This is a genomic window from Streptomyces sp. NBC_00080, assembly GCF_045041255.1.
Taxonomy (GTDB): domain Bacteria; phylum Actinomycetota; class Actinomycetes; order Streptomycetales; family Streptomycetaceae; genus Streptomyces; species Streptomyces coriariae.
In genome coordinates, this window is record NZ_CP108235.1 from 7,115,010 (window position 1) to 7,141,288 (window position 26,279).

At 72.4% G+C, this 26,279-nt stretch carries 25 protein-coding genes and 2 pseudogenes; 13 read left to right on the top strand and 14 right to left on the bottom strand.

Features of this window, described 5'->3' with window-relative positions; translation table 11 throughout:
• Positions 1-963, bottom strand: a complete 963-nt coding sequence (locus tag OHU34_RS31660; RefSeq protein WP_405769526.1) for an endonuclease/exonuclease/phosphatase family protein — start codon at positions 961-963, stop codon at positions 1-3.
• Positions 964-1,158: 195 nt separating this feature from the next.
• Here OHU34_RS31660 and OHU34_RS31665 point away from each other — a divergent pair.
• From OHU34_RS31665 to OHU34_RS31675, 3 genes and pseudogenes are all read left to right on the top strand, one after another.
• Positions 1,159-1,344 (top strand): annotated as a pseudogene (locus OHU34_RS31665) (amidohydrolase); the annotation flags it as partial.
• Positions 1,345-1,424: 80 nt separating this feature from the next.
• Positions 1,425-2,072, top strand: coding sequence for a DUF899 domain-containing protein (locus OHU34_RS31670; protein WP_142269796.1), 648 nt, complete (start codon positions 1,425-1,427; stop codon positions 2,070-2,072).
• A 154-nt stretch (positions 2,073-2,226) separates the two neighbouring features.
• Positions 2,227-2,403, top strand: coding sequence for a hypothetical protein (locus OHU34_RS31675; RefSeq protein WP_199875608.1), 177 nt, complete (start codon positions 2,227-2,229; stop codon positions 2,401-2,403).
• Between the two features lie 4 nt (positions 2,404-2,407).
• On the opposite strand, the gene OHU34_RS31680 is transcribed toward OHU34_RS31675, so the two are convergent.
• The 3 genes and pseudogenes from OHU34_RS31680 to OHU34_RS31690 all read right to left on the bottom strand — a co-directional run.
• On the bottom strand, positions 2,408-4,279 hold the full coding sequence (locus OHU34_RS31680) for an ABC transporter ATP-binding protein (RefSeq protein ID WP_230196269.1): 1,872 nt from the start codon (positions 4,277-4,279) through the stop codon (positions 2,408-2,410).
• A gap of 290 nt (positions 4,280-4,569) precedes the next feature.
• The gene (locus OHU34_RS31685) at positions 4,570-5,016 is read right to left on the bottom strand and encodes a hypothetical protein (RefSeq protein WP_142269794.1); all 447 of its coding nucleotides are present in this window, start codon (positions 5,014-5,016) and stop codon (positions 4,570-4,572) included.
• A gap of 254 nt (positions 5,017-5,270) precedes the next feature.
• Positions 5,271-5,966: pseudogene (locus tag OHU34_RS31690) on the bottom strand (ATP-binding protein); the annotation flags it as partial.
• 266 nt (positions 5,967-6,232) lie between these two features.
• Between OHU34_RS31690 and OHU34_RS31695 the strand changes: the two are divergent.
• From OHU34_RS31695 to OHU34_RS31705, 3 genes are all read left to right on the top strand, one after another.
• Positions 6,233-7,093: a helix-turn-helix transcriptional regulator gene (locus OHU34_RS31695; RefSeq protein WP_142269793.1), complete on the top strand. Its 861-nt coding sequence runs from the start codon at positions 6,233-6,235 to the stop codon at positions 7,091-7,093.
• The gene (locus tag OHU34_RS31700) at positions 7,094-7,369 is read left to right on the top strand and encodes a DUF397 domain-containing protein (protein WP_020131864.1); all 276 of its coding nucleotides are present in this window, start codon (positions 7,094-7,096) and stop codon (positions 7,367-7,369) included.
• 135 nt (positions 7,370-7,504) lie between these two features.
• Positions 7,505-8,317, top strand: coding sequence for an SAM-dependent methyltransferase (locus OHU34_RS31705; RefSeq protein WP_142269792.1), 813 nt, complete (start codon positions 7,505-7,507; stop codon positions 8,315-8,317).
• 61 nt (positions 8,318-8,378) lie between these two features.
• Here the strand turns inward: OHU34_RS31705 and OHU34_RS31710 are convergent, their stop codons facing one another.
• Positions 8,379-9,824, bottom strand: a complete 1,446-nt coding sequence (locus tag OHU34_RS31710; protein ID WP_142269791.1) for a PLP-dependent aminotransferase family protein — start codon at positions 9,822-9,824, stop codon at positions 8,379-8,381.
• A gap of 59 nt (positions 9,825-9,883) precedes the next feature.
• Between OHU34_RS31710 and OHU34_RS31715 the strand changes: the two genes are divergently transcribed.
• Positions 9,884-10,384, top strand: a complete 501-nt coding sequence (locus OHU34_RS31715) for a carboxymuconolactone decarboxylase family protein (protein ID WP_142269790.1) — start codon at positions 9,884-9,886, stop codon at positions 10,382-10,384.
• 110 nt (positions 10,385-10,494) lie between these two features.
• On the opposite strand, the gene OHU34_RS31720 is transcribed toward OHU34_RS31715, so the two are convergent.
• From OHU34_RS31720 to OHU34_RS31730, 3 genes are all read right to left on the bottom strand, one after another.
• Positions 10,495-11,982, bottom strand: coding sequence for a glutamate synthase subunit beta (locus OHU34_RS31720; protein ID WP_142269991.1), 1,488 nt, complete (start codon positions 11,980-11,982; stop codon positions 10,495-10,497).
• Positions 11,983-12,133: 151 nt separating this feature from the next.
• Positions 12,134-12,613, bottom strand: a complete 480-nt coding sequence (locus OHU34_RS31725; protein WP_405769533.1) for a DUF1772 domain-containing protein — start codon at positions 12,611-12,613, stop codon at positions 12,134-12,136.
• A 140-nt stretch (positions 12,614-12,753) separates the two neighbouring features.
• A complete protein-coding gene (locus OHU34_RS31730) occupies positions 12,754-13,467 on the bottom strand; it encodes a DUF2293 domain-containing protein (protein WP_142269788.1) in 714 nt (237 codons plus the stop codon).
• Between the two features lie 123 nt (positions 13,468-13,590).
• Between OHU34_RS31730 and OHU34_RS31735 the strand changes: the two genes are divergently transcribed.
• Both OHU34_RS31735 and OHU34_RS31740 read left to right on the top strand, forming a co-directional pair.
• Positions 13,591-14,232, top strand: coding sequence for a uridine kinase (locus OHU34_RS31735; protein WP_230196237.1), 642 nt, complete (start codon positions 13,591-13,593; stop codon positions 14,230-14,232).
• A 188-nt stretch (positions 14,233-14,420) separates the two neighbouring features.
• A complete protein-coding gene (locus tag OHU34_RS31740; protein WP_020131872.1) occupies positions 14,421-14,840 on the top strand; it encodes a CBS domain-containing protein in 420 nt (139 codons plus the stop codon).
• 106 nt (positions 14,841-14,946) lie between these two features.
• Here the strand turns inward: OHU34_RS31740 and OHU34_RS31745 are convergent, their stop codons facing one another.
• Positions 14,947-16,074, bottom strand: coding sequence for a magnesium and cobalt transport protein CorA (locus tag OHU34_RS31745; RefSeq protein ID WP_405769536.1), 1,128 nt, complete (start codon positions 16,072-16,074; stop codon positions 14,947-14,949).
• Between the two features lie 304 nt (positions 16,075-16,378).
• Between OHU34_RS31745 and OHU34_RS31750 the strand changes: the two genes are divergently transcribed.
• Entirely contained in the window at positions 16,379-17,173 is a 795-nt protein-coding gene (locus OHU34_RS31750) for a methyltransferase (RefSeq protein WP_230196238.1), read from the top strand.
• Positions 17,174-17,339: 166 nt separating this feature from the next.
• Here OHU34_RS31750 and OHU34_RS31755 read toward each other — a convergent pair whose 3' ends face one another.
• Positions 17,340-18,476, bottom strand: coding sequence for a carbohydrate kinase family protein (locus OHU34_RS31755; protein ID WP_405769539.1), 1,137 nt, complete (start codon positions 18,474-18,476; stop codon positions 17,340-17,342).
• Positions 18,473-19,381, bottom strand: a complete 909-nt coding sequence (locus tag OHU34_RS31760) for a pseudouridine-5'-phosphate glycosidase (protein WP_142269783.1) — start codon at positions 19,379-19,381, stop codon at positions 18,473-18,475. Before OHU34_RS31760 ends, OHU34_RS31755 begins: the two co-directional genes overlap by 4 nt.
• A 99-nt stretch (positions 19,382-19,480) precedes the next feature.
• Here OHU34_RS31760 and OHU34_RS31765 point away from each other — a divergent pair, with 99 nt between their 5' ends.
• Entirely contained in the window at positions 19,481-19,909 is a 429-nt protein-coding gene (locus tag OHU34_RS31765; RefSeq protein WP_200840065.1) for a VOC family protein, read from the top strand.
• Positions 19,910-19,994: 85 nt separating this feature from the next.
• Here the strand turns inward: OHU34_RS31765 and OHU34_RS31770 are convergent, their stop codons facing one another.
• From OHU34_RS31770 to OHU34_RS31780, 3 genes are all read right to left on the bottom strand, one after another.
• On the bottom strand, positions 19,995-21,335 hold the full coding sequence (locus OHU34_RS31770) for an MFS transporter (RefSeq protein ID WP_142269781.1): 1,341 nt from the start codon (positions 21,333-21,335) through the stop codon (positions 19,995-19,997).
• A gap of 68 nt (positions 21,336-21,403) precedes the next feature.
• Entirely contained in the window at positions 21,404-21,958 is a 555-nt protein-coding gene (locus tag OHU34_RS31775) for a methylated-DNA--[protein]-cysteine S-methyltransferase (protein ID WP_142269780.1), read from the bottom strand.
• A gap of 78 nt (positions 21,959-22,036) precedes the next feature.
• Entirely contained in the window at positions 22,037-22,909 is an 873-nt protein-coding gene (locus OHU34_RS31780; RefSeq protein WP_405769544.1) for a glycerophosphodiester phosphodiesterase, read from the bottom strand.
• A gap of 272 nt (positions 22,910-23,181) precedes the next feature.
• Here OHU34_RS31780 and OHU34_RS31785 point away from each other — a divergent pair, with 272 nt between their 5' ends.
• Both OHU34_RS31785 and uvrB read left to right on the top strand, forming a co-directional pair.
• Complete coding sequence (locus tag OHU34_RS31785) at positions 23,182-24,045, top strand: MHYT domain-containing protein (protein ID WP_020131881.1); 864 nt, start codon at positions 23,182-23,184, stop codon at positions 24,043-24,045.
• Between the two features lie 87 nt (positions 24,046-24,132).
• Positions 24,133-26,277: an excinuclease ABC subunit UvrB gene (gene uvrB, locus OHU34_RS31790; protein WP_405769547.1), complete on the top strand. Its 2,145-nt coding sequence runs from the start codon at positions 24,133-24,135 to the stop codon at positions 26,275-26,277.
• The last annotated feature ends 2 nt before the right edge of the window (positions 26,278-26,279 follow it).

Genomic DNA, 26,279 nt, shown 5'->3' on the forward strand with positions numbered 1-26,279 from the left:
TCAGCCGATCCGCACCCACACCGGCGCGTGGTCCGACCCCGGTTCGTTCCTGCGTGCCGCCGGATCGAGCCCCACCGACGGGAGCCGCAGTTCCTCCGGCGACCCCGTTCCCGCGTCCGTGCCCGTGCCCGCCGACGTCAGCCGGTGGACCAGGCGGTGGCTCGTCAGTACGTGGTCGATCAGCTCGCGGCGACCGGAGTTGATCCGCGAGTAGCGGCGCTCGGCGGGGATCAGCGGGGCCACGTCCCACAGGCGGGCCGCGTCGCCCTGGTCGGGCGTCTCGAACCCGCGGGTGCCGAGCTCCGAGCCGGGCGGGCCGAGCAGGATCTGCGTGGTCGCCGCCTGGACCTCGTCGTTCAGGTCTCCCAGCACCGCCACGTCCCGCTCGCGGCCGTCGCCGGCCAGGAGATCGTCGGCCAGGGCGCGCAGCGCCGTCGCCTCGGCGGCCCGCCGGTAGAGGGCGTAGGCGCCGTAGCGGGCCCGTTCGCCCTCGTCGCGCGGGAAGAAACGATCACCCGGGTACGACAGCAGCTTCGACTTCAGATGGGCCACCGCCACCCGCAGCGGCCCGGCCGGTGTGACGGTCTCCACCGCGAGGAAGCCACGGCCGGACCCGTCCGAGGTGGCCCCCGAGTCGTCCGCCTGCACGGGTCGCAGTCCCGCCGGGTACGCGCGCGTGTCGGCCAGTACCTCCAGGGGCGTACGGCTGATCACGCCGACCCGGATGCCCCGGCCGTCGGGGTGCGCGGACAGCGCCGCGTGCCAGGTGCCGCCCACCGTCTCCAGCAGGTCCGCCAGCGCCTCGGGCTCGCCGACCTCCTGGACGCCGAGCACGTCCGGGTCGAGCGCGGTGACGGCGGCGGCGAGCGCGGCGAGCTTCGCCTCGTAGGCGGCCTCGTCCTGCGGGCCGGACGGCCCTCCGGGCCGGTACAGGTTCTCCAGGTTCCAGGTGCCGAGGAGCATGCGGGGCTCCCTCCGGGGAGTGTCGTGGCGCCAGGGTGCCCGCCCGCCGGGGCCGGCGACAGGTTCGGGACAAGATGCGCGCCACGGCTCACTCGCGGGGACGACCCCGTCGTACGTTGACGCGATGACGCCTTCTCCGCCGCCGTCCCCGGAGCCCGGGCCCCCGGAGTCCCCAGAGCCCCGCCGTCCCGTACCGCCGATCTCGTGCACAGCGCCCGCTCCCGCGACGTGCGCACCACGATCGTCGACGGACGTGTCCTGATGCGCGACCGCGAGCTGCTGACGATCGACGTACCGGAGGTCGTGCGGGAACTGGGGCGGCGGATGCCCGCGCTCCTCGACCGCAGCCACGGCAGACGCGTTCAGGAGTGCGGCACCTGAAATACGTTCCGTGCCGGCGATGAGTTCCGTACCGCCCGGAAGTCACCCTTTCGACGGACCGTCGCACAGGAGGGGCAGCCATGGCGCATCCGGAGCTTCCGGAGATCGTCTCGCGCGAGGAGTGGCGCGCCGCGCGCGAAGAACTGCTGGCCAAGGAGGAGGCGGTGACGCGCGCGCGGGACGCGCTGGGCGCCGAGCGGCGCGGGCTGCCCATGGTCGAGGTCGGCAAGGAGTACGTCTTCGAGGGCGGGGACGGCAAGGCCCCGCTCCTCGACCTCTTCGACGGCCGTCGGCAACTCGTCGTCCACCACTTCATGTTCGCCCCCGAGTGGCAGACCGGCTGCCGCTGCTGCGCGGCCTTCCTCGACCAGGTCGGTCAGCTCGCGCACCTGAACGCCTGCGGCACCTCGTTCGCCGCGGTGTCCAGGGCGCCGTTCACGAGGATCCTCCCGTTCAAGGCGCGCATGGGCTGGACGGTGCCCTGGTACTCCTCGTACGACGACGACTTCAACGGCGACTTCGAAGCGACGGTGGGACAGCCCGGCGGCTTCGCCGAGCGGCCCGGGGTCAGCTGCTTCCTCCGGGAGGGTGACCGGGTCTTCCACACCTACTCGGTGTTCGACCGCGAACTCGACCGGCTCGGTCCGGCGATGAGTTTCCTGGACCTGACGGCGCTGGGGCCGCCGAGCGGTGCGCGGGTCCGCTACCACGACGAGTACGAGTTCTGACACGGAGCGTGTCCGAGATGTTCGTAAGGTGACCGGATTCTCACACTCGGCGTTGAACGCGTGTCAACTACGTCTCAGTCCCGCAACCGGCCGAGGCCTTCGCCCTCCCCAGAGCGTTAACTCCTACAAGTACGACGCTGAACGGAGGTGCGAGATGGTGAACGGGCGGACCGTGCTCGAGCGCTTTCCCGCGGGCGGGCCGCGGGGCTCGTGGCCGGCGGAGGAGTTCGCGCAGGCACGACGTATGGAGGGACTGGCCGCCGAGGTCGTCATGGACCTCGCCACCGACACCTTCCTGGTGGTCGTCCGGGGCGGTGACACCGCGCGGTGAGCCGTCAGCCCGCCTGTGACGGGGCGGGCACCGGCAGCTGCGCCGTGAACTGCTCGGCCTGTAGCGTGTACAGCTCGGCGTAGACCCCGCCGCCCGCCAGCAGCTCGTCCGGGGTCCCGGACTCCACCAGCCGGCCCTGGTCCAGGACGTGCACCAGATCCGCGTGCCGGACCGACGCCAGCCGGTGAGTGATCAGCACGACCGTCTGGCCGCTGTCGGCCAGCGCGCGGATCTTCTCGAAGACCTCCAGCTCGGCCCGGGCGTCCAGGGCCGCCGTCGGCTCGTCCACGATCAGGATGCGCCCGCGCCGGTACGCCGCCCGGGCGATGCCGAGGCGCTGCCACTGGCCGCCGGACAGCTCGTGACCGCCGCTGAAGTGCCGGGCCAGCAGGGTGTCCAGTCCCCGCGGCAGGTCATCGACCACCTCCTGGGCGCCCGCCTCCGCGACCGACGTGGCCAGCCGTTCCTCGGTGAGCGGGGCGGCGGAACGGCCGATCGCGACGTTGACGCGGGCCGTGAACGGCCACCGCTTGAAATCCTGCGCCACCATCGCGATGCGCTCGGCCAGCTGGTGCCGGTCCGCGTCCGCCGCGTCCACGTCGTCCCACAGGATCCGCCCCCGGTCCGGGTTGTACAGCCCCGCCAGCAGCTTCACCAGAGTCGTCTTGCCGGAGCCGTTCTCTCCGACCAGCGCGATGATCCGGCCGAGGGGGAGCGAGAGGCTGATGTCGTCGAGGGCCGGACGGGTCGACTCGCCCGGATAGCCGAACGTGACGTTCTCGAAGCGGATCTCGCGCGGCTCGTCCGGCAGGGCCGTGCCGCCCACCGGGATCGCCCGTTCGGCCGCCTCCACGTAGAGGCGCTGGAGGTCGCCCACGAACAGGGCCTCCTCGTGCAGCTGGTTGACCTCCAGGACGAGGGTGTTCAGGCTCGCGGAGCCGCTGCGGATCGCGATCACGGCCGTGCCCGCCACCGCCAGCGCCATCGTCCCGGTGAGCAGCAGCCCGCCCAGCGTGGCGTACGTCGCCAGCGTCGCCAGGCCCGTCCAGGTCGCCGCGAACAGTCCGGTGCGGGCCGCGAGCCGGGCCAGCCGGGCCTGCTCCGCCTCCGCCGTCTCCGACATCGCGCGGAAGTGCCGCAGCAGGAAGGGCCCGACGCCGTGGACGCGTATCTCGGGCGCGGCCGCCGGCTCGGTGAGGAGACCGGCGATCAGGTGACCCGCGCGCGCGTGCTGCACCCAGGTGTGGAAGGACTCGTAGCGGCGCCGGGCGTTGGTCAGGGCGCTCCAGGCGCTCGGCAGCGTCATCGTCACCAGCAGCGGCAGCAGGAGCGGGTGCAGCACGGTGAGGACGCCCGCCGACGCGGCCAGCGAGATCATCGCGTTCACCACGCGCGTGCCGTGGCTGATCATGTATCGGCTGGACCGGGCCCCGTACTGCGCGGTGTCCAGCAGCTTGTGGAAGGCGTGGTCCTCGATCGCGGCGAGTTCGACGGCGGCCGCCCGCTCCAGATACAGCTCGGTCGCCACCCGCTCCACCTTGGGCTCGAGCCGCCCGGTGGCGTACGTCGACGTGGCCCGCAGCAGCGCCCCGACCAGGAGGACGACGGCCATGGCGGCCAGGGCGGGGGCGGCGCCGCGCAGCCGGTCCTCGATCGGGCCGCCGGTGATGAGCCGACCCAGCACGGCGTTCATCGCGAGCAGGCCGATCGCCTGCGCCACGCCCCGGGCGATCTCGGCGGACAGTACGATCCGGGCGGCTTTCGGGTCGGCCTGCCGGGCCAGCCGGAGACTGGTGCGCAGGAGGGACGGCAGCCGGGTGACCATGGCGCGGAAGTTCAGCTCCAGAAAGGCGTCCCGGTGCTGGTTCCAGCCCATGTCGTAGCGGAGCGGGCCGCCGAAGAGGAGCCGCTCCGACCCGGACACGTCACGCTCGTCGGATCCGTGCGGTGTGCGTGCCTTTCCCGCCTCCCGAGCCTTTCCTGCCCTCCGAGCCGTGCCCGCCTCTCGTGCCTCTCCCACCGTCGGCCTCCCCCGGTCGCGATAGTCGACGAACGGCCACTATCGCGGGACGAGACGGGTGAGGGCAGGGCGCGGGGCGGGGGAGCCGGGACGCGCGGGCGTGCGCCGGGACGGCTCCGGGTTCGGCTCGCCCGGGGGCGGCGAGGCTACGCGCTGATCGCCCGTGACCAGGTGGGCGTCGTGCCCGTGAGGCGGCACAGGGCCAGGTAGAGGGGGATCGGCGGGGTGTACGGAAGCGTGCCGTCCGGCATGTGGATGAGGCCGGGGACGTGCGGGGAGTCCGGCAGGAGGGCGCCCGTGGCGTAGTGCGCGGGGGCGGGCCACTCCAGGGCGTAGTCGGAGTCGGAGGGCACCAGCCACCACCAGCGCGCCTCGTCGGCGTAGACGCAGCCCACGCGCGGCAGGCGCGGCATGAGCAGCGGGCCGAGGCGGGCGGGGACGGATATGGCGTCGCAGCCCAGCGGGGCCGTCATGCCGTCGGGCACGGCCAGCCGGCGCGGCGGCTCGGGGGTGTGCGCACCGCCCGGCCCGCGCTTGAGGCGGACGAGCGTGTCGAGGGTCAGCAGCGGAGTCCGACCGGAGACCGTGCTCATGCCCTTCCCCGCTCGCGGCCGTGCTCGAACGGGAGGGCTCCGGCGGAGTGGCCGGCCGGCCGTCCGTCGCGGCCGGCTTCGTATCCGCCGTGGCCGCCGGGGGCGCGGTGCCGCTGCGGGGCGATGCGGGGTCCCGGACCGTCGGGTGCAGGCGCGGGCTTGGCGGAGGTCACGGCGGGTGCGGCCGGCGGCACGGGGTGGGGTCGTCGGGCGGCCCGGCCTGCCATGGCGCGGTACCACTGCTCGGCCTGCTCGTCCTCGTCGGCCGGACCGTCGGCCGGTCCCGGCTTCGGGCGGGAGCCCCAGCCGAGGTCGTTGCGGGGCACGGCCGGACCGGTGTGCGGCTCCGCGGGACCGTCGTGGAACTCGTCCAGGGTGTCGAGGAGCTCGCCGAGGTCGGCGTGGTGCGGCGCGGCCGTGTCCAGGCTGTTGCAGGGCTCGGCGGGATCGCGGGGAGCGTCGGCCTTACGGGTCAGGTCGGCCCAGACCAGCAGGCCGGGCCCGTGCTCCTGGGCGCCCCAGGCGTGACAGAGGGCTTCGACGAGGAGCAGTCCCCTCCCGTGCTCCTCCTCGGGGCGCTGCGGGGAGGGATGGGGGTCACCCGGCGCACAGCCCTCGTCGCGCACGGCTATCCGCACCAGGTCGTCGCCGTCGTGCAGCTCGCAGACGACGACGTCGCTCGCGGTGTGCACGATCGCGTTGGTGACCAGCTCGGATATGACCAGGGCGGCGGTGTCGCAGGTGTCCTCGCACACCGACCAGCCCGTCAGCCGGGCCCTCGTCAGGCGTCTGGCCTGGGCGGGGGAACCCGGATGGGCGGCCAGTTCGAATCGGAACCGGCGCTCGGCAGCGGCCTGGTCTGGGCCTGCTCCCGCGCTGGCACCGAGACCCTGGGGGCGGCCTGCGGCGGCGTCTGTTCCTAAGGGCGCGGACGGAATCACGCTTGCCACTATCTCCCCGCCGTGAACACTTGGCAAGTGTCACTCTGAAAAATGCAGAGTGCTGTGTGACGCGGTGGGGGGCCGTGGCACACTGCTCGCAACAGCACGTTGAACGGCGCCAATTGGGATCGGTGAAGATCCGTACGTATGCGTACAGACCTTCGAATCGATCTTCGAGCGGCGCCGTAAGGCTGTCGGGATTCTTTTCGTGACCGGCCGGGTCGGGGCTCGTGCGGCCCCCCGCGTGACCGGCCGGCTCTTCGTGGAGGTGGAGCGTGAGCGAACCGCGGTCCGCGCCGACGGTCGGACAGGTCGTCCTCGGTCGGCGCCTGCTGGACCTGCGGGAACGCGCCGGGCTCAAGCGCGAGGAAGCAGCCCGCATCCTGCGCGTCGCGCCCGCCACGGTCCGTCGTATGGAGATGGCCGAGGTCAGCCTCAAGATCCCGTACCTCCAGCTGCTGCTGAAGGCCTACGGGGTCACCGATGAGGAGGCCGAGGGTTTCGTCCAGCTCGCCGAGGACGCGAACAAGCCGGGCTGGTGGCAGCGGTTCCACGACGTCCTGCCCGGCTGGTTCTCCATGCACGTCAGCCTCGAGGGCGCCGCAGCCCTGATCCGCCAGTACGAGCCGCACTTCGTGCCCGGCCTGCTCCAGACCAAGGACTACGCGCGCGGTGTCCTGAAGTCCGGAGCCATCGGCCAGACCCGCCCGGAGGACATCGAGCGCCTCGTCGACCTGCGCATGCAACGCCAGGATCTGCTCACTCGTCAGGACGCCCCCCGACTGTGGGTCGTGATGGACGAGACGGTGCTGCGTCGCCCGGTCGGCGGCCCGGAGGTGATGCGCGCGCAGATCGACACCCTGCTCGAGGCCGCGAAGCTGCCCAATGTGACGTTGCAGGTCGCCCCGTTCGAGAACGGGCCGCATCCGGGCACGTACGGGCCCTTCGTGCTGTTCCGATTCGCCATGCCGGAGCTTCCGGACATGGTCTACAGCGAGTACCTGACCGGCGCCGTCTATCTCGACGCCCGCACCGAGGTGGCGACCCACCTCGAGGTCATGGACCGCATGGCGGCGCAGGCCGCTACAGCACATCGCACGAAGGAGATCCTCCGGGATCTCCGCAAGGAGTTGTGAATGAATCACATCAGGACCCAGTCCAGGCCGAGGGTCCGCGCTCAGCGGATCTACAACGGCATGCCCGCCCGGGAACTGGGCAGCGAGGGCTGGCACAAGCCGTGGAGCGGCGGCAACGGAGGCAACTGCCTGGAAGCGATGAAGCTCGCCGACGGCCGGATCGCCGTCCGGCAGTCCACCGACCCCGACGGACCGGCGCTGATCTACACCTCCGACGAGATGACGGCCTTCATCGAGGGTGCCAAGGCGGGGGAGGCCGACTTCCTGCTGTCCTGAACGGACCCGTCCGGCGCTTCTTGCTCAGCTCACCCCCCACCCGTGTTCGCCCATCTGCCCCTTGCCTTCGCCTCAACTTCCTTAATTTGGTACTGACTTGAACACTATCCGCGTCACATGCTTACGGAGTGCCTCATGACCGGGCAGGACCCCACCGGAGCCGTCGAGATCGACACCAGCAAGCCCCATCCCGCACGGATGTACGACTGGTACCTCGGCGGGAAGGACAACTACCCCGTCGACGAGGCGATGGGCCGGCAGATGCTAGCCCTCGACCCGCGCGTGCCGGTGATGGCACGAGTCAACCGGGCCTTCATGCACCGCTCCACCCGTTGGCTGGCCACGAACGGCGTACGGCAGTTCCTGGACGTCGGCACGGGCATCCCGACCGAGCCCAACCTGCACCAGGTCGCCCAGCAGATCGCGCCGGACGCCCGGGTGGTCTACTGCGACAACGACCCGATCGTCCTGGCCCACGCGGCCGCCCTGCTGCGCAGCACGTCGGAGGGCGTCACGGAGTACCTCCAGGCGGACGTCCGCGACCCGGACGCCATCATCGCGGGGGCCGGGAAGATCCTGGACCTCGGCCGGCCGGTGGCGCTGTCACTGGTCGCGCTGCTCCACTTCGTCTCCGACGAGGACGGAGCGCACGAACTGGTGGACCGGCTGCTCGCCGCACTGCCCTCCGGCAGCTACCTGATGATGACCCACGCGACCGCGGACTTCTCCCCGGAGGAGTCGGCGGCGGCCACGGCGAAACTGAAGGCGGCGGGCGTCACCCTCGCCCTGCGGTCCCGCGAGGAGTTCACCCGCTTCTTCGACGGACTCGACCTGGTCGAACCCGGCGTCGCGGTGGTGCCCGAGTGGCACCCCGAGCTCGGCGAACCGGTGCCGGGACAGGACGACGGCGTGATCCCGGGGTACGGGGCGGTGGGCCGCAAGCTCTGAGGCCGCCGCATCCGGAGGCATGCGCGCCGCGGGACGTCCGTGGGACGTCCCGCGGCGCGTCTCATTCGGGGGCGGGGCCGCGCCGCCCGTCCGGCGGCGGCAGGATCCGGCACAGCGCGTCCAGGGCCGCCGCGTAGGCGTGCTCCGGCGGCGTCGCGTACCCGACGACGAGCCCGTCCTGCGGCGCCATGTCGGTTGCCGGATGCCGGAAGGCGGCCAGGCCGTCCAGGGCGACGCCCTGCCAGGCGGCCGCCTTGAGCGCGGACCGCTCGGTGCCGGGCGGCAGCCGCAGCACCGCGTGCAGACCGGCCGCGACCCCGGTGACCTCGACGTGCGGCGCCTGCGCGGAGAGCGCCTCGACCAGCCGGTCCCGGCGAGCGCGGTAACGCTGCCGCATGCGCCGTACGTGGCGGTCGTACGCCCCGGACGCGATGAGGTCGGCCAGACTCAGCTGATCCAGGGCGCTCGCCCAGGCCTCCCGCTCACCCTTGGCCGCGAGGACGCCGTCGACATACCGCTCGGGCAGCACCATCCAGCCCAGCCGCAGCGCGGGCGACAGACTCTTGCTGACCGAGCCGAGGTAGATCACCCGCTCGGGATCGAGCCCCTGAACGGCGCCGACGGGCTTGCGGTCGTAGCGGAACTCCCCGTCGTAGTCGTCCTCGAGCAGGACCCCGCCACGCGCGCGTGCCCAGTCGATCACGGCCGTCCGGCGGCTCGCGTGCAGGGGGCCACCGGTCGGGAACTGGTGCGCGGGGGTGAGCAGCACCGCCCGCTCGCGATCCAGCCGCTCCACGCGCGCACCGTCCGCGTCCAGGGCCAGCGCGGTCGTGCGCACACCCGCCGCCGCCAGCAGCCCCCGGTGGAAGTCCAGGCCGTACGCCTCCACGGCCAGCGGACCGCGCGGGAGCCCGCTGCCCGGGCCGAACAGAAGACGCAGCGCATGGGCGAAGCCCGAACAGATCACGATGCGCTCGGGCTCGGTGCGCACGCCACGCGCGCGTGCCAGGTACTCGGTGAGTGCCTCCCGCAGCTCCCGGCGGCCGGCCGGGTCACCGGGACCGAACACCTCGTTGGGCGCCTGCTGGAGGGCCCGCCGGTAGGAGGCCAGCCAGGCCGCGCGCGGGAACGACGACGCGTCCGGGGTGCCCTGCCGCAGGTCGTGCCGGGGGCCACGCGCGCGTGGCGGTGCCTTGACGGGCGTGCGCCGAGCCGGCCGCAGGGGTTCGGTCCGGTCGGCGACCCGCGTCCCCGATCCCTGCCGGGCGGTCAGCCAGCCCTCCGCGACGAGCTCCGCGTACGCGTCGGCCACCGTGTTGCGGGCGACGCCGAGGTCGGCGGCGAGCGAACGGTACGGCGGCAGCCGGGTGCCCGGCGGCAGGCGCCCGCCGCGCACGGCCTCGCGCAGCGCCCGGATCAGGGCGGCTCGCCGACCGCCCGGCCCGGACAGCTCCACATGCAGGTCGGCGCCGATCCGCTCCGCGGAATTGACCCACGAATCCACCATGGAAATGCACCCTACAGGGGGTCTTTCCGGCCCGTAGGTTGAGGGACATGACACATGGCATGACGACGAACGACGCGGGTAGCGGTGTGGTGGCGGCGGCGGAGGCCGGACGGTCCCGCCTCGACTTCGGGAAGACCGCGGGCAAGGCGTTCCGCGCCCTCATCGGCTTCGACGCCGCCGCCCGCGAGGGCCTCGACCCGGCGCTGGTCGAACTGATCCAGATCCGCGCCTCGCACCTCAACCACTGCGCCTACTGCCTCCACATGCACACGAGCGACGCCCGCAAGGCCGGTGAGAGCGAGGAGCGGCTGCACATGGTCGCCGTCTGGCGCGAGGCCCGCCATTTCTTCACGGAGAAGGAGCAGGCGGCCCTGGCCCTCACGGAGGCCGTCACGCTGGTGGCCGACGGCGGTGTCCCGGACGACGTCTACGCCGAGGCCGCCGCCCGCTTCGACGAGCGGGAGCTGGCCCAGGTGCTGGCCCTGATCTGCACGATCAACACCTGGAACCGGGTGGCCCTGGCGACGGGCAAGGTGGCCGGGACGGACGAGCGCCGCTGAAACGGGGACCGCTGAAACGAGGGCCGCTGAACCGGGCGCCGCTGAAACGATCCGGCCCCGTGCCGTCCCGGGCGCCACGTACGCGGGTGCCCTGTCCCGGACCTCCCGGGCTAGCTGCTCATCGGGCGGTCGTACGGGCCGATCGGCGCCGGCAGCCGTGAACTCCCCGTCAGATGGCGGTCGACGGCCGACGCCACCGCCCGCCCCTCCGCGATGGCCCACACGATCAGCGACTGCCCGCGCGCCGCGTCCCCCGCGGCGAACACGCCGGGGACGTTCGTCGCGAAGTCGCCGTCCCGCGCGATCGTGCCGCGCGGCTCCAGCGTCAGCCCCAGCTGCTCGACGAGCCCGTCCTCCCGGTCGGGCCCGGAGAAGCCGAGGGCCAGCAGCACGAGGTCGGCGGGGAGTGCCCGAGCGGTGCCCTCCACCGGCCTGCGCCGCGCGTCGACCTCGACGAGGTGCAAGGCCCGTACGTGCCCGGTTTCGTCGCCGGTGAAGCGGAGCGTGGACGCCGCGAACAGGCGTGCGTCCGCGTCCGCCGCCGGCGCGGACTCCAGATCGCGCGCCTCCTCGTGCGCCGCCGAGAGCCGGTAGATCTTCGGATACGTCGGCCAGGGGTCGGTGTCCTCGTCGCGCTCAGGACCGGGCTGCGCGTAGATGTCCAGCTGGGTCACGGACGCGGCGCCCTCGCGCACCGCCGTGCCCAGACAGTCGGCGCCCGTGTCGCCGCCGCCGACGATGACGACGTGCTTTCCGGCGGCGGACATCGGGGACGACTCCAGGTCCCCCTCGCCCACCCGGTTGGCCAGCGGCAGATACTCCATCGCCTGCTGTATGCCGGTCAACTCGCGCCCAGGCACGTGCAGTTCACGCCAGTCGGTCGCCCCGGTGGCGATCACCACGGCGTCGTAGCGGACCCGCAGATCCGCGGCCATGACGTCCCGGCCGATGGTGGTCGAGGTGCGGAACTTCGTGCCCTCGGCCCGCATCTGCTCGATCCGCCGCTCCAGGTGGTGCTTCTCCATCTTGAAGGAGGGGATCCCGTACCGCATCAGTCCGCCGATCCGGTCGTCCTTCTCGTAGACGGCGACCGTGTGCCCGGCCCGGGTCAACTGCTGTGCCGCGGCCAGCCCGGTGGGCCCGGAACCGATCACCGCGACCGTCTTGCCGGACAGCCGGTCCGGGGGACGCGGCGGCGTGAGACCGTCCGCCCAGGCCCGGTCGGCGATGGCGGCCTCGACGTTCTTGATGGTGACGGCCGGCTGGTTGATGGCGAGGACGCACCCCGCCTCGCACGGCGCCGGGCACAACCGGCCGGTGAACTCGGGGAAGTTGTTCGTCGCGTGCAGCCGGTCGCTCGCCGCCCGCCAGTCCTCCCGGGACACCAGGTCGTTCCACTCGGGGATCAGGTTGCCGAGCGGACAGGCCTCGTGGCAGAACGGGACGCCGCAGTCCATGCAGCGGTCGGCCTGCTTGCTGACGATGGGCAGCAGCGCTCCGGGGACGTACACCTCGTCCCAGTCCCGCACCCGCTCCTCGACCGGCCGCCGGGGCCAGTCCTCGCGGGGCGTGGTCATGAATCCCTTGGGATCGGCCATGGGCGTCTTCCTCGCGTACGCGTACGACAGGCCGAGCGTCATCGGGCGGCACTCTCTCGGCCACGATACGTCGCGTCGGCCACCCACGCAGAGTGGCGGACAGCGCTTTCAGCGGGGGGCGTCCGGGGCCCCGCCGAACATCCGTGTCCGGTCAGGCCAGAGCCAGGACGTACACGACCGCCGAGGCCGCGGACGCGACCGCGCGCACGTGGTTCCACCGCGTCCACTGACGCAGGTAGACCGGCCAGTACGTGACGGCCTCCGGCGTGCCCGGTTCCAGCCTCGCGAGGGCCTCGTTGCGCGGCACGTTGGCCGCCGCCGTCACCCCGAACGCGCCGCACAGGTACAGCGCGCTGCCCAGCAGCAGGTGGACCGTCCCGTCGTCCGGCCACAGCACGAAGGTCACCACGGCGATCACCGCGCACACCACCGCCGCACCGAGGAGCAGAACCATGAACGCCGGTGTCAGCGCCGAGGAGTTGATCGCGTTCATCGCCGCGACGCCCTGCGCGGGCGGCAGCGCGGCGAGACCCCGCATCACCAGGACCGAGAAGGCACAGAAGACCCCGGCCATCAGCCCCGTGGTCACCGTGCCCACCATCGCGAGCACCTCATAGGGTCCATCGATCATGACAACGTCAACTCCCACCCTCAGTGCGGAGATCTTGCCCGGGTCCGTCCCTCACCTCAAGTGAAATCCCGTTCATGATCGGTGACCATGGCCGAAACGCGCGGGGACATGCGTGGACGTCCACCAGGCTGCCGTCCGCGCTACCGAACCGTCTCGTCCGTCCCGCCGTCTCCCTCCCGCCACATCCGTATCCGGGCCTCCACATCCGCCGCGATCCGCCGGCGCGCCTCGTGCCGGGGCACGCCGCTCATCAGCAGCCGGTCGTACGGCGTGTCCAGATGCCGTACGGACGCCACGACCGCCGAGACCACGGCCCCCTCGGACAACGCCCGCCCGGCGGCGCTGCGTCCCACCCGGCCGCTGCCCCGCAGGGAGGCGTGCGCGGCGATCCCGCGCGCCCGGTCTCCCGGGCAGCCGGGAAGCAGCCGCAGGATCTCCGCCGCGAACGTCTGCGCGAAGCGCTCGTCCTGTGCCGCCCGGCGTCGCGCGTCCCGGGTCCGGCGCCGCTGCCGTGCCTCCGCGTCCGCCAGGCACCGCTCCTCGGCCCGGGTGAGCGCCGCCTCCTCGACCAGAACGCCCTGGCGTTCGTAACGCCCCCTGCGCCGGTTGAAACGGACCACCACCGCCGACAGCCCGCTCTCCTCCCGCGACCTGCGGGTCAGTGCCGTGTCCCCGCGCGGCAGGAACACCAGGTGTCCGAGATCGGCGCAGTCGAGGCAGCGCGGCGCGGCGTCCTCCAGGACCAGCATCGGCAGCGGCCCGCGACGGCACCCGGCGCAGTGCTTCCGCCGGACCGGCTGGACGACGAGAAACCCGGTGCGGGGCGCGGAAGCGGTGGGAGCTGCGACTGCCATAGGGCCTTCATGCCCTCTGGCGGACGCGTCGGCACCTGGTCGCCGGCCCGTGGGCGGGCGGGACGCGGGCCGACCGGCTCCGGCCACACCGGGCGAGGCGGCCGGACTGGCGCCTGACGCATCATGGGCCGTGTGCGACTCGAAGCGATCACCTGGGAACGGCTCGGCGACCTCCTCGCCGAGCGGCTGCTCGACCTGAAGCCCGACGACGGCATCCGTTGGCCACGCATCGCCTTCGACGGCGCACCGGCGGCCCGTCCCGGAGAGCTCGCCGCGCGGGTCGCCGAGGCCCTGCGCACCCGCGGCCGCCCCTCCAGAGTCGTGGACACGCACGGCTTCCTGCGCCCCGCCTCCCTCCGCCTGGAGTACGGCCATCACGACGTGGACGCCTACTACGACGGCTGGTTCGACACCGGCGCCCTGTGGCGCGAGGTGTTCGATCCCCTCGAACCCGGCGGCGACGGACGGATCCTGCCCGATCTCCGGGACCCCGTCAGCGACCGCGCCACGCGCAGCCCCTACGTCCCGCTCCCGCCCGGCGGCTTCCTGCTGCTGCACGGTCCCTTTCTGCTGCGGCACTGGTTCCCCTTCGACCTGACCGTCCACATCCTCCTGTCCCCGCCGGCCCTGCGCCGGCGCACCCCCGAAGCCGACCACTGGACGCTGCCCGCCTTCGAGCGATACGTCCAGGAGACCGACCCGGCCGCCGCGGCCGACGTGCTCGTCCGCGCGGACGACCCCCGCCATCCGGCCTGGGGCGGCTGATCCCGAGCCGGACGCCCCTGAGGTGTCGTGGGGCACAGTGCCGTGGGGCGGACTCCGCTCGGCGTGCCGGGCTCGGCGTGCCGCGCTCCGGGTGCGGGCGTCAGGTCACGCGGCAAGAATGTAGGGCGCCGGGACTAGCGGTGCCCCTCCCCGCGCCGCGCCGGCCGTCCGGCACCGGGAGGTACCTGATGACCACCGCCGGAGACATCATGCACCGGGGCGCCCAGTGGATCCCCGCCCACGAGACCCTCGACCGCGCCGCCCAACTGATGCGTGAACTGAACGTCGGCGCGCTGCCCATCAGCGACGAGAACGAGCGGCTCTGCGGGATCCTCACCGACCGGGACATCGTCGTCGGCTGCGTGGCCATGGGGCACGACCCCGCCAAGGTCACCGCCGGCGAGATGGCCCAGGGCACACCGCGCTGGATCGACGCGGGTGCCGACGTCGGCGAGGTGCTCCACGAGATGCAGGAACACCGGATCCGCCGGCTGCCCGTCATCGAGAACAAGCGCCTGGTGGGCATGATCAGTGAGGCCGACCTCGCCCGGCACCTGCCCGAGGAGCAGATCGCCACCTGGGCCGAGACCGTCTACGCCAGGTCCTGACCCGTCCGGCACTGCACGCTCTGGCGGTTCCGACGGCTCTGGCAGGGCTGACGGTTCTGACAGGTCCGGTTGCGGTGGCAGTGGTTGCCGGGGCCGGAGCGGTCGTTCAGAGCCAGCCGTTGCGCCGGAAGCCGCGGTACAGGACCCAGCAGGCGACGGATATCACGCCGACGACCAGGGGGTAGCCGAACCTCCAGTGCAGCTCCGGCATGTGGTCGAAGTTCATGCCGTACACGCCGCAGACCATCGTCGGCACGGCGATCACCGCGGCCCAGGCCGTGATCTTCCGCATGTCCTCGTTCTGCGCGACCGTGACCTGCGCCAGGTGCGCCTGAAGGATCGAGTTGAGCAGCTCGTCGAAGGCGGCGATCTGCTCCGTCGCGCGCAGCAGGTGGTCGGAGACGTCCCGGAAGTAGGCCTGTATCTCCGGATCGATCACCCGGACCGGCCGGTCCGCGAGGTCCAGGAGCGGACGGCCGAGCGGCACCACCGCCCGCTTCAGCTCGAGGAGTTCCCGCTTGAGCTGGTAGATGCGACCCGGATCCGCCCGTGCGCCGTTCGCCGCGAAGACCTCCGTCTCGACCTTGTCGATGTCCTCCTGCACGGAGTCGATGACATTGAGGTAGTCGTCCACCACATGGTCAGCGATCGCGTGCAGCACCGCGGACGGCCCCTTGGCCAGCTGAGTCGTGTCGGACTCCAGCTCCTCGCGCAGCGGGCCCAGCGACCCGTGCCGGCCGTGGCGTACCGTGATCACGAAGTCCCGGCCGACGAACATCATGATCTCGCCGGTGTTGACCACCTCGCTGGTCGCCGTGAGTTCCTCGTGCTCGACGTAGCAGACCGTCTTGAACACCGCGAACAAGGTCTCCCCGTACCGCTCGACCTTCGGCCGCTGATGGGCCTCGACGGCGTCCTCGACGGCCAGCGGATGCAGGTCGAAGAGCTCGGCGATGCCCGCGAACTCGTCGTTCGTCGGCTCGTGCAGGCCGAGCCACACGAAGCCGTGACCGTGCTTGCGCACCCGTTCCACCGTCTCGACCAGATCGCCGCCGCGCGGGGCGCGGACACCGTCCTGGTACGTCACGCAGTTCACCACCGAGGAACCCAGCGGGGACCGCGCGGGGTGACTCAGGTCGACCCGCGGCCGTCGCCGGGCCAGCCGAGCCACCCTGCGCAGGCCGCCGACCCTTCCGAGGCCGGTGACCTTCCGCAGATTCCCCGCCATGGTCATCTGGGTCTCCTTGCGTGTATCTCCGCGGGCCGCGTTCCCGCGTCCTGGCGCGCCAGTCTGCCAGGCCCGCGTATGCCGAGGGTAAGCCTGTGGACAGGGCCGGTTCCGCTTTGTTCCCGCCTGTGGACGACGGATGCCCCGGCCCGCTCGCGCGACCGGTGCCCGCCGGTTCCCGGTACGGTTCCCGCGCGTTCCCGGTAAGGGTTCCCGGCGTCGCCGACCGCATCCGGGCCGCGCTGTCCCGTCCCCCGTCCCGGCCGCGTCGACGACCTCCGGCGAGCGGGACAACTGGGATGATCGGCGCATGACGCGATCCGACGGGTACCTCCTGGACAACCGGCAGCCCGAGGCGGGGGAACGCTTCGACGCCTTCGCCGCCCTCTTCGACGCCACGACGCTCCGCCACTTCGAGGCGTTCGGGGTCGGACCCGGCTGGCGCTGCTGGGAGGCCGGCGCCGGCGGCACCTCCGTGGTGTCCTGGCTGGCGAAGAAGGTCGGCCCGACGGGCAAGGTCCTCGCGACCGACATCGACACCTCCCGGCTGACGTCGGTCGCCCGCCCACCGGTCGAGGTACGCGTCCACGACGTCGGCACCGAGGAACCGCCGATGGAGGGCTTCGACCTGGTGCACGCCCGGCTCGTGCTGGTCCACGTGCCGGACCGGGAGCGGGCGTTGCGATCGATGGTCAAGGCGCTGCGACCGGGCGGACGGCTCCTGATCGAGGACGCCGACCCCGCCCTGCAGCCCCTGCTCTGCCCCGACGAACACGGCCCCGAGCAGCAGCTGGCGAACCGCTTGCGGCACGGCTTCCGCAAGCTCCTGGCAGGCCGGGGCGCCGACCTCTCCTACGGTCGTAAGCTCCCGCGTCTGCTCCGCGAGGCCGGACTGCGTCGGGTCGAGGCCGACGCCTATTTCCCCGTCACCTCACCCGCCTGCGCGGCCCTGGAGTCCGCGACGGTCCGTCAGATCCGCGGCGAACTCGTCGGAGCGGGCCTCGCGACCGACGAGGAGATCGACCGGCACCTGGCGAACGTCGCCTCCGGAAGCATGGACCTGGCCACGGCGCCGATGATCTCGGCGTGGGGACGCAGGGATTAGTGGCGTGAGCGGGTAGGTGGCGCCGGCAGCGGCAGCGGCAGGGGTCAGCGGTAGGAGAGTCAGCGGCCGGACGGGTGAAGCACGTCGGCGGTGGCAGCGGTCGGAGGCGGCAGCGGTCGGAGGGGTGGGGCACGTCGGCCGTGGGGGCCCGCCAGGCGTGGTGCCCTCAGCCGGCGTGGGCGCGGTATGGCGTCGCCGCCGCGCCGTAGCCCCGCGCGGGGGGTCTGCCGCCCACCCGTTCCACCGCCCGGGCCCCCGCCCGGCACCCCTCGGCCGCCGCGGCCCCCGCATCGGTGCCCGCGAGCAGCGCGGCGAGGAAGGCTCCGGTGAAGGCGTCACCGGCGCCCGTGGTGTCCAGGGGCGTCGCCGGAGCGGCGGGGACGCGGACGAGCACCGTGCCGTCACGGGCCACCAGCGCACCGTCGGCCCCCTCCTTGGACACCACCAGCGGGACCATACGGCTCAGCGCGGCGGCGGCGTCCGCCCCCTCGGGCAGCCCAGTCAGCAGACAGGCCTCGGCACGGCTCGGCAGCAGCACGTCCACTCCCTCGACGAGGGACGGGAAGCGGTCGACGCCCAGGTCCTGCAGGAAGCCCGCCGACGCCGGATCGAGACTCACCGGCACTCCACGCGCGCGTGCCGCCGCCGACGCCGTGCCCACCAGCGCGCGCCCGGACTCCGAGAACAGCAGGTAGCCCGACAGATGCAGCCGGCCGACCCCGTCCAGGAGAGCGTCCGACCAGTCGTCAGGGCCGAGCCGCAGGGCCGCGCCGCTGTCGGTGAGGAACGTGCGCTCGGCCGCGGCACCGGTGTCGACCAGGCAGATCACCGTCCCGGTGGCCGCCTGCGGATCGACGACGAGCCGCGGCCGCACTCCGCAGGCGGTCAGCTCCCGTTCGTGCCAGGCCGCCGACTCCGCGCCCACCCGGCCGAGGAGCCGTACGTCCGCGCACCCCCAATGCGCCGCCCAGCACGCCACGTTGGCGCCCGCCCCGCCCGGCAGGGTCCGGATCACGGAGGCCGTGTCCGTACCGGAGGCGAGCGGGCCCCGATGGCGGGCGACGACGTCCGTCACGACGTCCCCGACGACCAGCAGCGCCCCGCCTCCCGAGCCGCCGACCGTGAGAGCCCCGGGCGCCCTCCCGCCCGGCTCCGAGCGTGATGCCGGCCCCGGCCACGATCCCGATGCCGGATCGGGCCTCGCCTCCGGCCCCGGTTCCGGCCTCGCCCCCGATCCCGCATCCCCGATCGGCTCGCCGGGGCCGCCGTGACCGCCGGCCGTCCCGTCCGGTCGGACGGTCATGCCTCGGCCCACGCCGTCGCGATCCGTGCCGCCAGCCGCACGTTGCCGCGCACCGCCGCCAGATTGGCGCTCAAGGACGCGCCGTCGGTGTGCCGGACCAGGTAGTCGAGCAGGAACGGTGTGACGCCCTGACCGGTGACGCCGGCCTCCTCGCACGCGTGCAGCGCGTCGGCGAGCACACGCGCGTGCAGTTCGGGATCGAGTTGCTCCTCCTCGGGAACCGGGTTGGCGACGATCAGCGCGGACTCCGGGACGCCGAGCGCGTCCTGTGCCCGCATCACGTCGGCCACCTGCCCCGGGGTCCGCACCGTCCAGTCCACGGGATGCCCCGAGTCGGAGAGGTAGAACCCCGGGAAGCTTTCGGTGTCGTAGCCGGCGACCGCTACGCCCAGCGTCTCCAGCCGCTGGAGGGTCGCCGGCACGTCCAGGATCGACTTCACCCCCGCGCACACCACCGTGATCCGGGTGCTCGCCAGCAGCCCCAGGTCGGCCGACTCGTCCTGGGTGACCGTCCACTCCCGGTGCACCCCGCCGAGCCCGCCCGTCGCGAACACCCGCACCCCCGCGAGCGCCGCCAGCAGCGCTGTGGCCGAGACGGTGGTCGCCCCGCTCGCCCCCGAGGCCACGGCGAGCGGCAGGTCGCGATGGCCCAGCTTGCGGAAGCCGTCCTCGTTGGCGACCCGATCCAACTGTTCCTTGTCCAGGCCCACATGGGGCCGCCCGTCCAGCACGGCGATCGTCGCCGGTACGGCGCCCTCCGCGCGTACGACCGCCTCCAGCTCCAGCGCCACCTGGAGGTTGCGCGGGCGGGGCAGCCCGTGCGAGATGATCGTGGACTCCAGGGCCACCACGGGTCGACGCGCGTCGACCGCGTCCCGCACCTCTTCCGACACCACCAGCACCACGCGCCCGCCTCCTGTCCGTCGGTCTCCCCTCATCTCTGGCGGGCGGCGCGCCCGGCCAAACCCTTGCGGCCTGTGGAGCAGGACACCAGCCTGGGATGTATGACGGACAACACGACACGTCTCGACCATGTCGTCCTGTGGGTACGCGACCCGATCGCCGCCGCCGACTTCTACGAGAAGGCCGTCGGCCTGGAGCCCGTGCGGCTCGCCGAGTTCGCCGCCGGAGAGGAACCGTTTCCCTCCGTACGGGTCAACGAGGAGGCACTCCTGGACCTCATGCCGTTGTCGATGGCCGAGAGGATGAAGATGCTCCCCGGATCCGCCGAGAGCGCGGGACACCCCGTGAACCACGTCTGCCTCGCCCTGCCGCGGGGCGACTTCGACACGCTGCTGGCCCGCCTGGAGGAGCGCGCCGTCCCCGTGTCGGGCGTCTCGCAGGGCTCCTTCGGCGCCCGCGGCGATGCCACGCGCAGCTTCTACTTCCGAGACCCGGACGGCAACGTCATCGAGGCACGCCACTACGACTGACCCGGCTACCACTGACCCGGCCAGCACTGACCCGGCCACCCCACCCGTGATGGGGCTACGACCGGCGTGGCTCCGACCCTCGTACCTACGACCGTCGTACGCCCGGCGGGCTGTCCTCCGCCGCCGCCCTGGACCTGGCTTCGTTCCCCTTCCCCTTCGCCTTTCTGCTCCCGGTCCGGGTGAGCAGCACCAGGGCGGCCAGCGGGACGAGCAGACTCGCCGCGGCGGCGTTGAGCCACGCGTAGCTCGCCTGCGCGACGATCAGCCCGGCGATCGCTCCGCCGAACCCCGCCGAGGTGTTCATCGTGAGGTCGGAGATCCCCTGGGCGGCGGCTCGCGCGGACTGCGGCACCGAGTCCGTCAGCAGCGCGGAACCCGACACGAGCCCGGCCGACCAGCCCAGCCCGAGCACGAAGAGCCCGGCGGCGGTCTGCCCGTGGCTGTCGCCCGCCGTCCCCGCCAGGAACATCGCGACGGCCAGCAGACCGGCCGCGAGTCCCGCCACGGAGAGCCGCCCCACCCGGTCCGCCAGGCGTCCCATCAGTGGCGCGAACGCGTACATGCCCGCGATGTGCCCGCTGATGACCAGCCCGATCAGGTCGATGCTCGCGCCGTGGTGCGTGAGGTCGAGCGGGGTCATCGACATGACCGAGACCATCGTCGTGTGCGACACGGCCACCGTCACGAGGGCGAGCCGTGCGCGGGGCGAGGCGGCGACGGCCGCCAGACCGGCACGCAGGGAACGGGCCTGCGGGGACCGCTCGTCCTGCGGCGCGAGCGCGCGGGCCGTCAGCAGCGGGTCGGGGCGCAGGAGGACGGCCACCAGGACCGCGGCCATGACGAAGATCCCGGCGGCCCACAGGAAGGGGCCCGCCGCCGGGGGTATGCCGAGTCCGGCGACGCTGCGGCCGGCGGGCGCGGCGATGTTCGGGCCCAGGACCGCGCCGATGGTGGTCGCCCAGACCACGTTCGAGATGGCCCGGGCACGCCGTTGTGGCTCGGCCAGGTCGGCGGCGGCGAACCGCGCCTGGAGGTTCGCGGAGGACGCGGCGCCGAAGGCGGCCATGCCGCACAGCAGCAGCGGATAGTTCCCGGCCCGCGCCGCCACCACGACGACACAGGCGCCCAGGGCGCCCACCAGATAGGCCAGTACCAGCCCCGGCCGGCGCCCGCGCGCGGTCATCAGCGCGGCCATCGGCATGGACAGCACGGCCGTACCGGCGACGGTGGCGGTGGGCGCGAGCCCGGACAGCGCCTCGCTGCCGCTGACCTGCCGGGCCAGTACGGCGGACAGTGCGATGCCGGTGGCGACGCCGAGCCCGCCGAGGATCTGGCTCGCGACCAGCACCCCGGTCGTGCGGCGCCGCAGCGCGGGCAGGAGAGCGGCGTCGACGGGCGCGGCCGCGGCGCGCTCGACGGCGGTCACGGCCCGCGCCGGACCGTCGCGCGGCCGTGGCGACGACCGGGGGATGTGGTCACCGGCGCAGTGTCCCCTCAGAACAGCGGCTCGGGTAGTACCCCTTCCAGCGCGAGCAGCTTCCGCTTGGTCTCCAGACCCCCTCCGAACCCGCCGATGCCGCCGTCGCTCTCCACCACCCGGTGGCAGGGCACGACGACCGGCAGCGGATTGGCGCCCATCGCCACTCCCACCGCCTGCGCCGCCAGCGGCTGTCCCACCCGCCTGGCGAGATCGCCGTAGCCGACGACCGCCCCGTACGGGACGCCGGACTCGAGCTCGCGGAGCACCTGCCGGTTGAAGCCCGAGATCAGCGACCAGTCCAACGGCAGCTCGAAGGCCCGTCGCTCACCGGCGAAGTAGGCCTTCACCTGGCGTATCGCCTCGGCCAGCAGCGGGGAGTCGGGCGCCTCGACGGGCTCCGTGCCCAGTCGGGCCGCGAGCCGGCCGAGCGCCTGGTCGCGTACCGCGTCGGTGGCGTGGAACACGACGTTGAGCAGGCCCTCACCGGTCGCGGCCAGCAACAGCGGACCGATGTCGGTACCGACGACGGTCCACACGACCCGCTGCTCGTCCTGCCCATGGCTGTCCATGCGCCCACCGTACGGCCTGCCACTGACAACGCCCCGGGGCGTCGGCACGGCCCGCTCCCGCACCGGGGCCGGCCGGCGTCAGTACCCGTACAGGGCCCGCCGCACCACGTCGGGCTTGTTGGTGATCACGCCGTCGACGTCGTACGCGGCGACGGCCTCGGCGGTCGCGGGGTCGTCGACGGTCCAGGCGAAGACCTTCATCGGCTTGCCGTGCGGCCCGGTGAGCGCGTGCACGGCGGAGACGTACGCGGGGGAGAGGGCGGTGTACGACGGGTTGATCAGGTCGGCGAAGCCCGCGTACCGGGGCAGCTCCGAGACGGCCGGCATCCCGAGCAGACCGGTCCGCACCCCCGGCTTCAGGTCGTGGAGGGTCCGCAGGCTTTCGGCGCTGAAGCTCTGCACGATCAGCCGGTTCGTGAGATGCCGCCGGTCCAGCCAGCCCTCGTTGCTCAGCACCTTGAGGGTCTGCTGCTCGATCCCCGGATAGAGCTCGGGGTTCTTGACCTCCAGGAGCAGCTTCTGGTGGTGATGCTCGACCCGCTCGACGTACTCCTTCAGCGTCGGCACCCGCGCGCCCGTGTACGCGGCGCCGAACCAGCTTCCCGCGTCGAGCAGGGCTATCTCGGCCGCCGTGAAGTCCCGCACCCTCCACGGGGCCCGGCCGGGAAAGACCTCCTCGGCGTCGGTCGTACGGCGGAGACTGTCGTCGTGGATCACCACGAGCTCGCCGTCCTTGGTGCGCTGGACGTCGTTCTCCACCCACAGGATGCCCAGCGAGGCCGCCTCGTCGACGGCGTCCAGGGTGTTCTCGGGGGCGTGGGCGGAGGCTCCCCGGTGGGCGATCACCGACGGCCGGAAGGCGCTGCCCGCCCGGGCGTCGTGAACGGGGAGCAGGAGGGCGACGGTGCCCAGGACCGCGGTGGTCGTGGCGGCAACTACGCGCGCGTGCATGCGTACTCCTCGCGTCGGGCCATCACATACAGCTCAACAGTGACAGCAGAGGGTCGACGCCGGGGGAGTACAGGACGACCACAGAAGGGAAGGAGGCCCCGGAGGCCGCTCACTGGTGCCGCACATGTGCGACAAGGGCGTGTTTCTTTGCCGGAAAATCGTTCGACCATTCCGGTGGGGGTCATACTCTCTCTCAGCCTTGACCGCGCTCAGCGGTCCCGGGGAGGGGCGAGTTTCAGAAGATCGAGCAACAGGGCGAAGGGCTACCGCGCATGCAAGGCACGGTCGACGGATTCAGCTACGGACTCGTCACACCGCTGGTGGCCTACCTCATGGCCTGCCTCGGCGGTGCTCTCGGTCTGCGCTGCACCACCAGAGCCCTGCTCGTCGCCCAGTCCTGGCGCCCCGGATGGCTGGCCCTCGGCTCGGCGGCGATCGGTTCCGGCATCTGGACCATGCACTTCATCGCGATGATCGGCTTCACGGTCGACGGAGCCCCGATCCACTACGACAAACCGATGACCTACGCGAGCCTGGGCGTCGCCATCGTCATGGTGGGCGTGGGGATCTTCATAGTCGGCTACCGGGGCGCGACCGGAACGGCGCTGTTCACCGGGGGCACCATCACCGGCCTGGGCATCGCGTCGATGCACTACCTGGGCATGGCCGGAATGCGCTTCAACGGGACCTTCGAGTACAACACGCTCACCGTCGCCACCTCCGTCGCCATCGCCATGGCGGCCGCCACCGCCGCCCTGTGGGCCGCGGGACAGGTCAGGGGCTTCCTGTGGAGCGTGGGCGCCAGCCTGGTCATGGGGCTGGCCGTGACCGGCATGCACTACACCGGGATGGCCGCCCTGAGCGTCCATCTGCACACGGGTGCCCCGACCGCGGGTGACTCTCCCGCCGCCCTCCTCGCGCCGATGCTGATCGGCCCCCTCGCCTTCCTCTGCCTCGCGGGTGTCGTCGTGATGTTCGACCCGCTGATGGTCATGGGCAAGCCCGACTGGACCCCCGCCGAGCACAAACCCGGCGTCCCGGCGCACCCGCCGGCCCCGCACCCGTCGCGCCGCTCCCAGCTCCGCAGCCGCCGGAAGGTGCCGCACCGCGAGTCCCGGACCCCGCAGAACCGCTGACTCCCGAACCCGCGCGACCCCGGGGCCGGTCCCCGCGAAACCCCTGATCGAACCCCGTTGTCAGTGGGGGGTCGTACGGTGGATGACATGCGGCCCGTTTCCCACATCGAACGCACGGTGGCGCCTTTCGAGGTCGTCAGCCCCTACCAGCCCAGCGGCGACCAGCCGGCGGCCATCGCCGAGCTGGCCAAGCGTGTCCAGGCAGGTGAGAAGGACGTCGTCCTGCTCGGCGCGACCGGCACCGGAAAGTCCGCGACCACCGCGTGGATGATCGAGAAGCTCCAGCGCCCCACCCTGGTGATGGCGCCGAACAAGACCCTGGCCGCCCAGCTGGCGAACGAGTTCCGCGAACTGCTGCCGAACAACGCGGTCGAGTACTTCGTCTCGTACTACGACTACTACCAGCCCGAGGCGTACGTCCCGCAGTCGGACACCTACATCGAGAAGGACTCCTCGATCAACGAGGAGGTCGAGCGCCTGCGCCACTCCGCGACCAACTCGCTGCTCACCCGCCGTGACGTCGTCGTGGTCGCCTCGGTCTCCTGCATCTACGGCCTCGGCACCCCGCAGGAGTACGTGGACCGCATGGTCCCGCTCCGCGTCGGCGACGAGGTCGACCGGGACCAGCTGCTGCGCCGCTTCGTCGACATCCAGTACACGCGCAACGACCTGGCGTTCAGCCGCGGCACCTTCCGGGTGCGCGGCGACACCATCGAGATCTTCCCGGTCTACGAGGAGCTCGCCGTCCGCATCGAGATGTTCGGCGACGAGATCGAGGCCCTGTCCACACTGCACCCGCTCACCGGCGAGATCATCAGCGACGACCAGCAGCTGTACATCTTCCCGGCCACGCACTACGTGGCGGGCCCCGAACGCCTGGAGCGGGCCGCCAACGACATCGAGAAGGAGCTGGGCGAGCGCCTGGCCGACCTGGAGAAGCAGGGCAAGCTCCTGGAGGCCCAGCGGCTGCGCATGCGCACCACGTACGACCTGGAGATGCTCCGGCAGATCGGCTCCTGCTCCGGCGTCGAGAACTACTCGATGCACTTCGACGGCCGCTCGCCGGGCTCCCCGCCGAACACCCTGCTCGACTACTTCCCGGACGACTTCCTCCTCGTCATCGACGAGTCGCATGTCACCGTCCCGCAGATCGGCGCCATGTACGAGGGGGACGCCTCCCGTAAGCGCACCCTCGTCGACCACGGCTTCCGGCTGCCCTCCGCCCTGGACAACCGCCCGCTGAAGTGGGAGGAGTTCCGGGAGCGCATCGGGCAGACCGTCTACCTGTCGGCGACCCCCGGCAAGTACGAGCTCTCCCGCGGGGACGGCGCCGTCGAGCAGATCATCCGCCCCACCGGCCTGATCGACCCGGAGGTCGTCGTCAAGCCGACCGAGGGCCAGATCGACGACCTGGTGCACGAGATCCGCACGCGCGTGGAGAAGGACGAGCGCGTCCTGGTCACCACGCTCACCAAGAAGATGGCCGAGGACCTCACGGACTACTTCCTGGAGCTCGGCATCCAGGTGCGCTACCTGCACAGTGACGTCGACACGCTGCGCCGGATCGAGCTGCTGCGCGAGCTGCGCGCCGGCGAGTTCGACGTCCTGGTCGGCATCAACCTCCTGCGCGAGGGCCTCGACCTGCCCGAGGTGTCCCTGGTGGCGATCCTCGACGCCGACAAGGAGGGCTTCCTGCGCTCCGGCACCTCGCTGATCCAGACCATCGGCCGCGCGGCGCGCAACGTCTCCGGTCAGGTCCACATGTACGCCGACAAGATCACCCCGGGCATGGAGCGGGCCATCGAGGAGACCAACCGCCGCCGGGAGAAGCAGGTCGCCTACAACACGGCGAACGGCATCGACCCGCAGCCGCTCCGCAAGAAGATCAACGACATCGTCGCCCAGATCTCCCGCGAGGAGGTCGACACGGAGCAGCTGCTCGGCTCGGGCTACCGCGCGAAGAAGGACGGGCGGGGAACCAAGGCCCCGGTGCCCTCCCTCGGCGGCAAGGCGGCCAAGGGCGCCAAGTCCGGGTCGGCCAAGGGCAGGTCCGAGGAGACGGTGCCGACGGACCGTCCCGCAGCTCAACTCGCCGAGCAGATCGAGGAGATGACGGAGCGCATGCGGGCCGCCGCCGCCGACCTCCAGTTCGAGGTCGCCGCCCGGATCCGCGACGAGGTCTCCGAAATGAAGAAGGAACTGCGCCAGATGAGAGAGGCGGGTCTGGCCTGACG

Excerpts from the sequence above, each read along its gene's own strand:
- OHU34_RS31660 (WP_405769526.1), bottom strand. The coding sequence starts at position 963 with ATGCTCCTCGGCACCTGGAACCTGGAGAACCTGTACCGGCCCGGAGGG.
- OHU34_RS31670 (WP_142269796.1), top strand. The coding sequence starts at position 1,425 with ATGGCGCATCCGGAGCTTCCGGAGATCGTCTCGCGCGAGGAGTGGCGC.
- OHU34_RS31675 (WP_199875608.1), top strand. The coding sequence starts at position 2,227 with ATGGTGAACGGGCGGACCGTGCTCGAGCGCTTTCCCGCGGGCGGGCCG.
- OHU34_RS31680 (WP_230196269.1), bottom strand. The coding sequence starts at position 4,279 with ATGGGCTGGAACCAGCACCGGGACGCCTTTCTGGAGCTGAACTTCCGC.
- OHU34_RS31685 (WP_142269794.1), bottom strand. The coding sequence starts at position 5,016 with ATGAGCACGGTCTCCGGTCGGACTCCGCTGCTGACCCTCGACACGCTC.
- OHU34_RS31700 (WP_020131864.1), top strand. The coding sequence starts at position 7,094 with ATGAATCACATCAGGACCCAGTCCAGGCCGAGGGTCCGCGCTCAGCGG.
- OHU34_RS31705 (WP_142269792.1), top strand. The coding sequence starts at position 7,505 with ATGACCGGGCAGGACCCCACCGGAGCCGTCGAGATCGACACCAGCAAG.
- OHU34_RS31710 (WP_142269791.1), bottom strand. The coding sequence starts at position 9,824 with ATGGTGGATTCGTGGGTCAATTCCGCGGAGCGGATCGGCGCCGACCTG.
- OHU34_RS31715 (WP_142269790.1), top strand. The coding sequence starts at position 9,884 with ATGACGACGAACGACGCGGGTAGCGGTGTGGTGGCGGCGGCGGAGGCC.
- OHU34_RS31720 (WP_142269991.1), bottom strand. The coding sequence starts at position 11,982 with ATGGCCGATCCCAAGGGATTCATGACCACGCCCCGCGAGGACTGGCCC.
- OHU34_RS31725 (WP_405769533.1), bottom strand. The coding sequence starts at position 12,613 with ATGATCGATGGACCCTATGAGGTGCTCGCGATGGTGGGCACGGTGACC.
- OHU34_RS31730 (WP_142269788.1), bottom strand. The coding sequence starts at position 13,467 with ATGGCAGTCGCAGCTCCCACCGCTTCCGCGCCCCGCACCGGGTTTCTC.
- OHU34_RS31735 (WP_230196237.1), top strand. The coding sequence starts at position 13,591 with ATGGGCCGTGTGCGACTCGAAGCGATCACCTGGGAACGGCTCGGCGAC.
- OHU34_RS31740 (WP_020131872.1), top strand. The coding sequence starts at position 14,421 with ATGACCACCGCCGGAGACATCATGCACCGGGGCGCCCAGTGGATCCCC.
- OHU34_RS31745 (WP_405769536.1), bottom strand. The coding sequence starts at position 16,074 with ATGACCATGGCGGGGAATCTGCGGAAGGTCACCGGCCTCGGAAGGGTC.
- OHU34_RS31750 (WP_230196238.1), top strand. The coding sequence starts at position 16,379 with ATGACGCGATCCGACGGGTACCTCCTGGACAACCGGCAGCCCGAGGCG.
- OHU34_RS31755 (WP_405769539.1), bottom strand. The coding sequence starts at position 18,476 with ATGACCGTCCGACCGGACGGGACGGCCGGCGGTCACGGCGGCCCCGGC.
- OHU34_RS31765 (WP_200840065.1), top strand. The coding sequence starts at position 19,481 with ATGACGGACAACACGACACGTCTCGACCATGTCGTCCTGTGGGTACGC.
- OHU34_RS31775 (WP_142269780.1), bottom strand. The coding sequence starts at position 21,958 with ATGGACAGCCATGGGCAGGACGAGCAGCGGGTCGTGTGGACCGTCGTC.
- OHU34_RS31780 (WP_405769544.1), bottom strand. The coding sequence starts at position 22,909 with ATGCACGCGCGCGTAGTTGCCGCCACGACCACCGCGGTCCTGGGCACC.
- OHU34_RS31785 (WP_020131881.1), top strand. The coding sequence starts at position 23,182 with ATGCAAGGCACGGTCGACGGATTCAGCTACGGACTCGTCACACCGCTG.
- uvrB (WP_405769547.1), top strand. The coding sequence starts at position 24,133 with ATGCGGCCCGTTTCCCACATCGAACGCACGGTGGCGCCTTTCGAGGTC.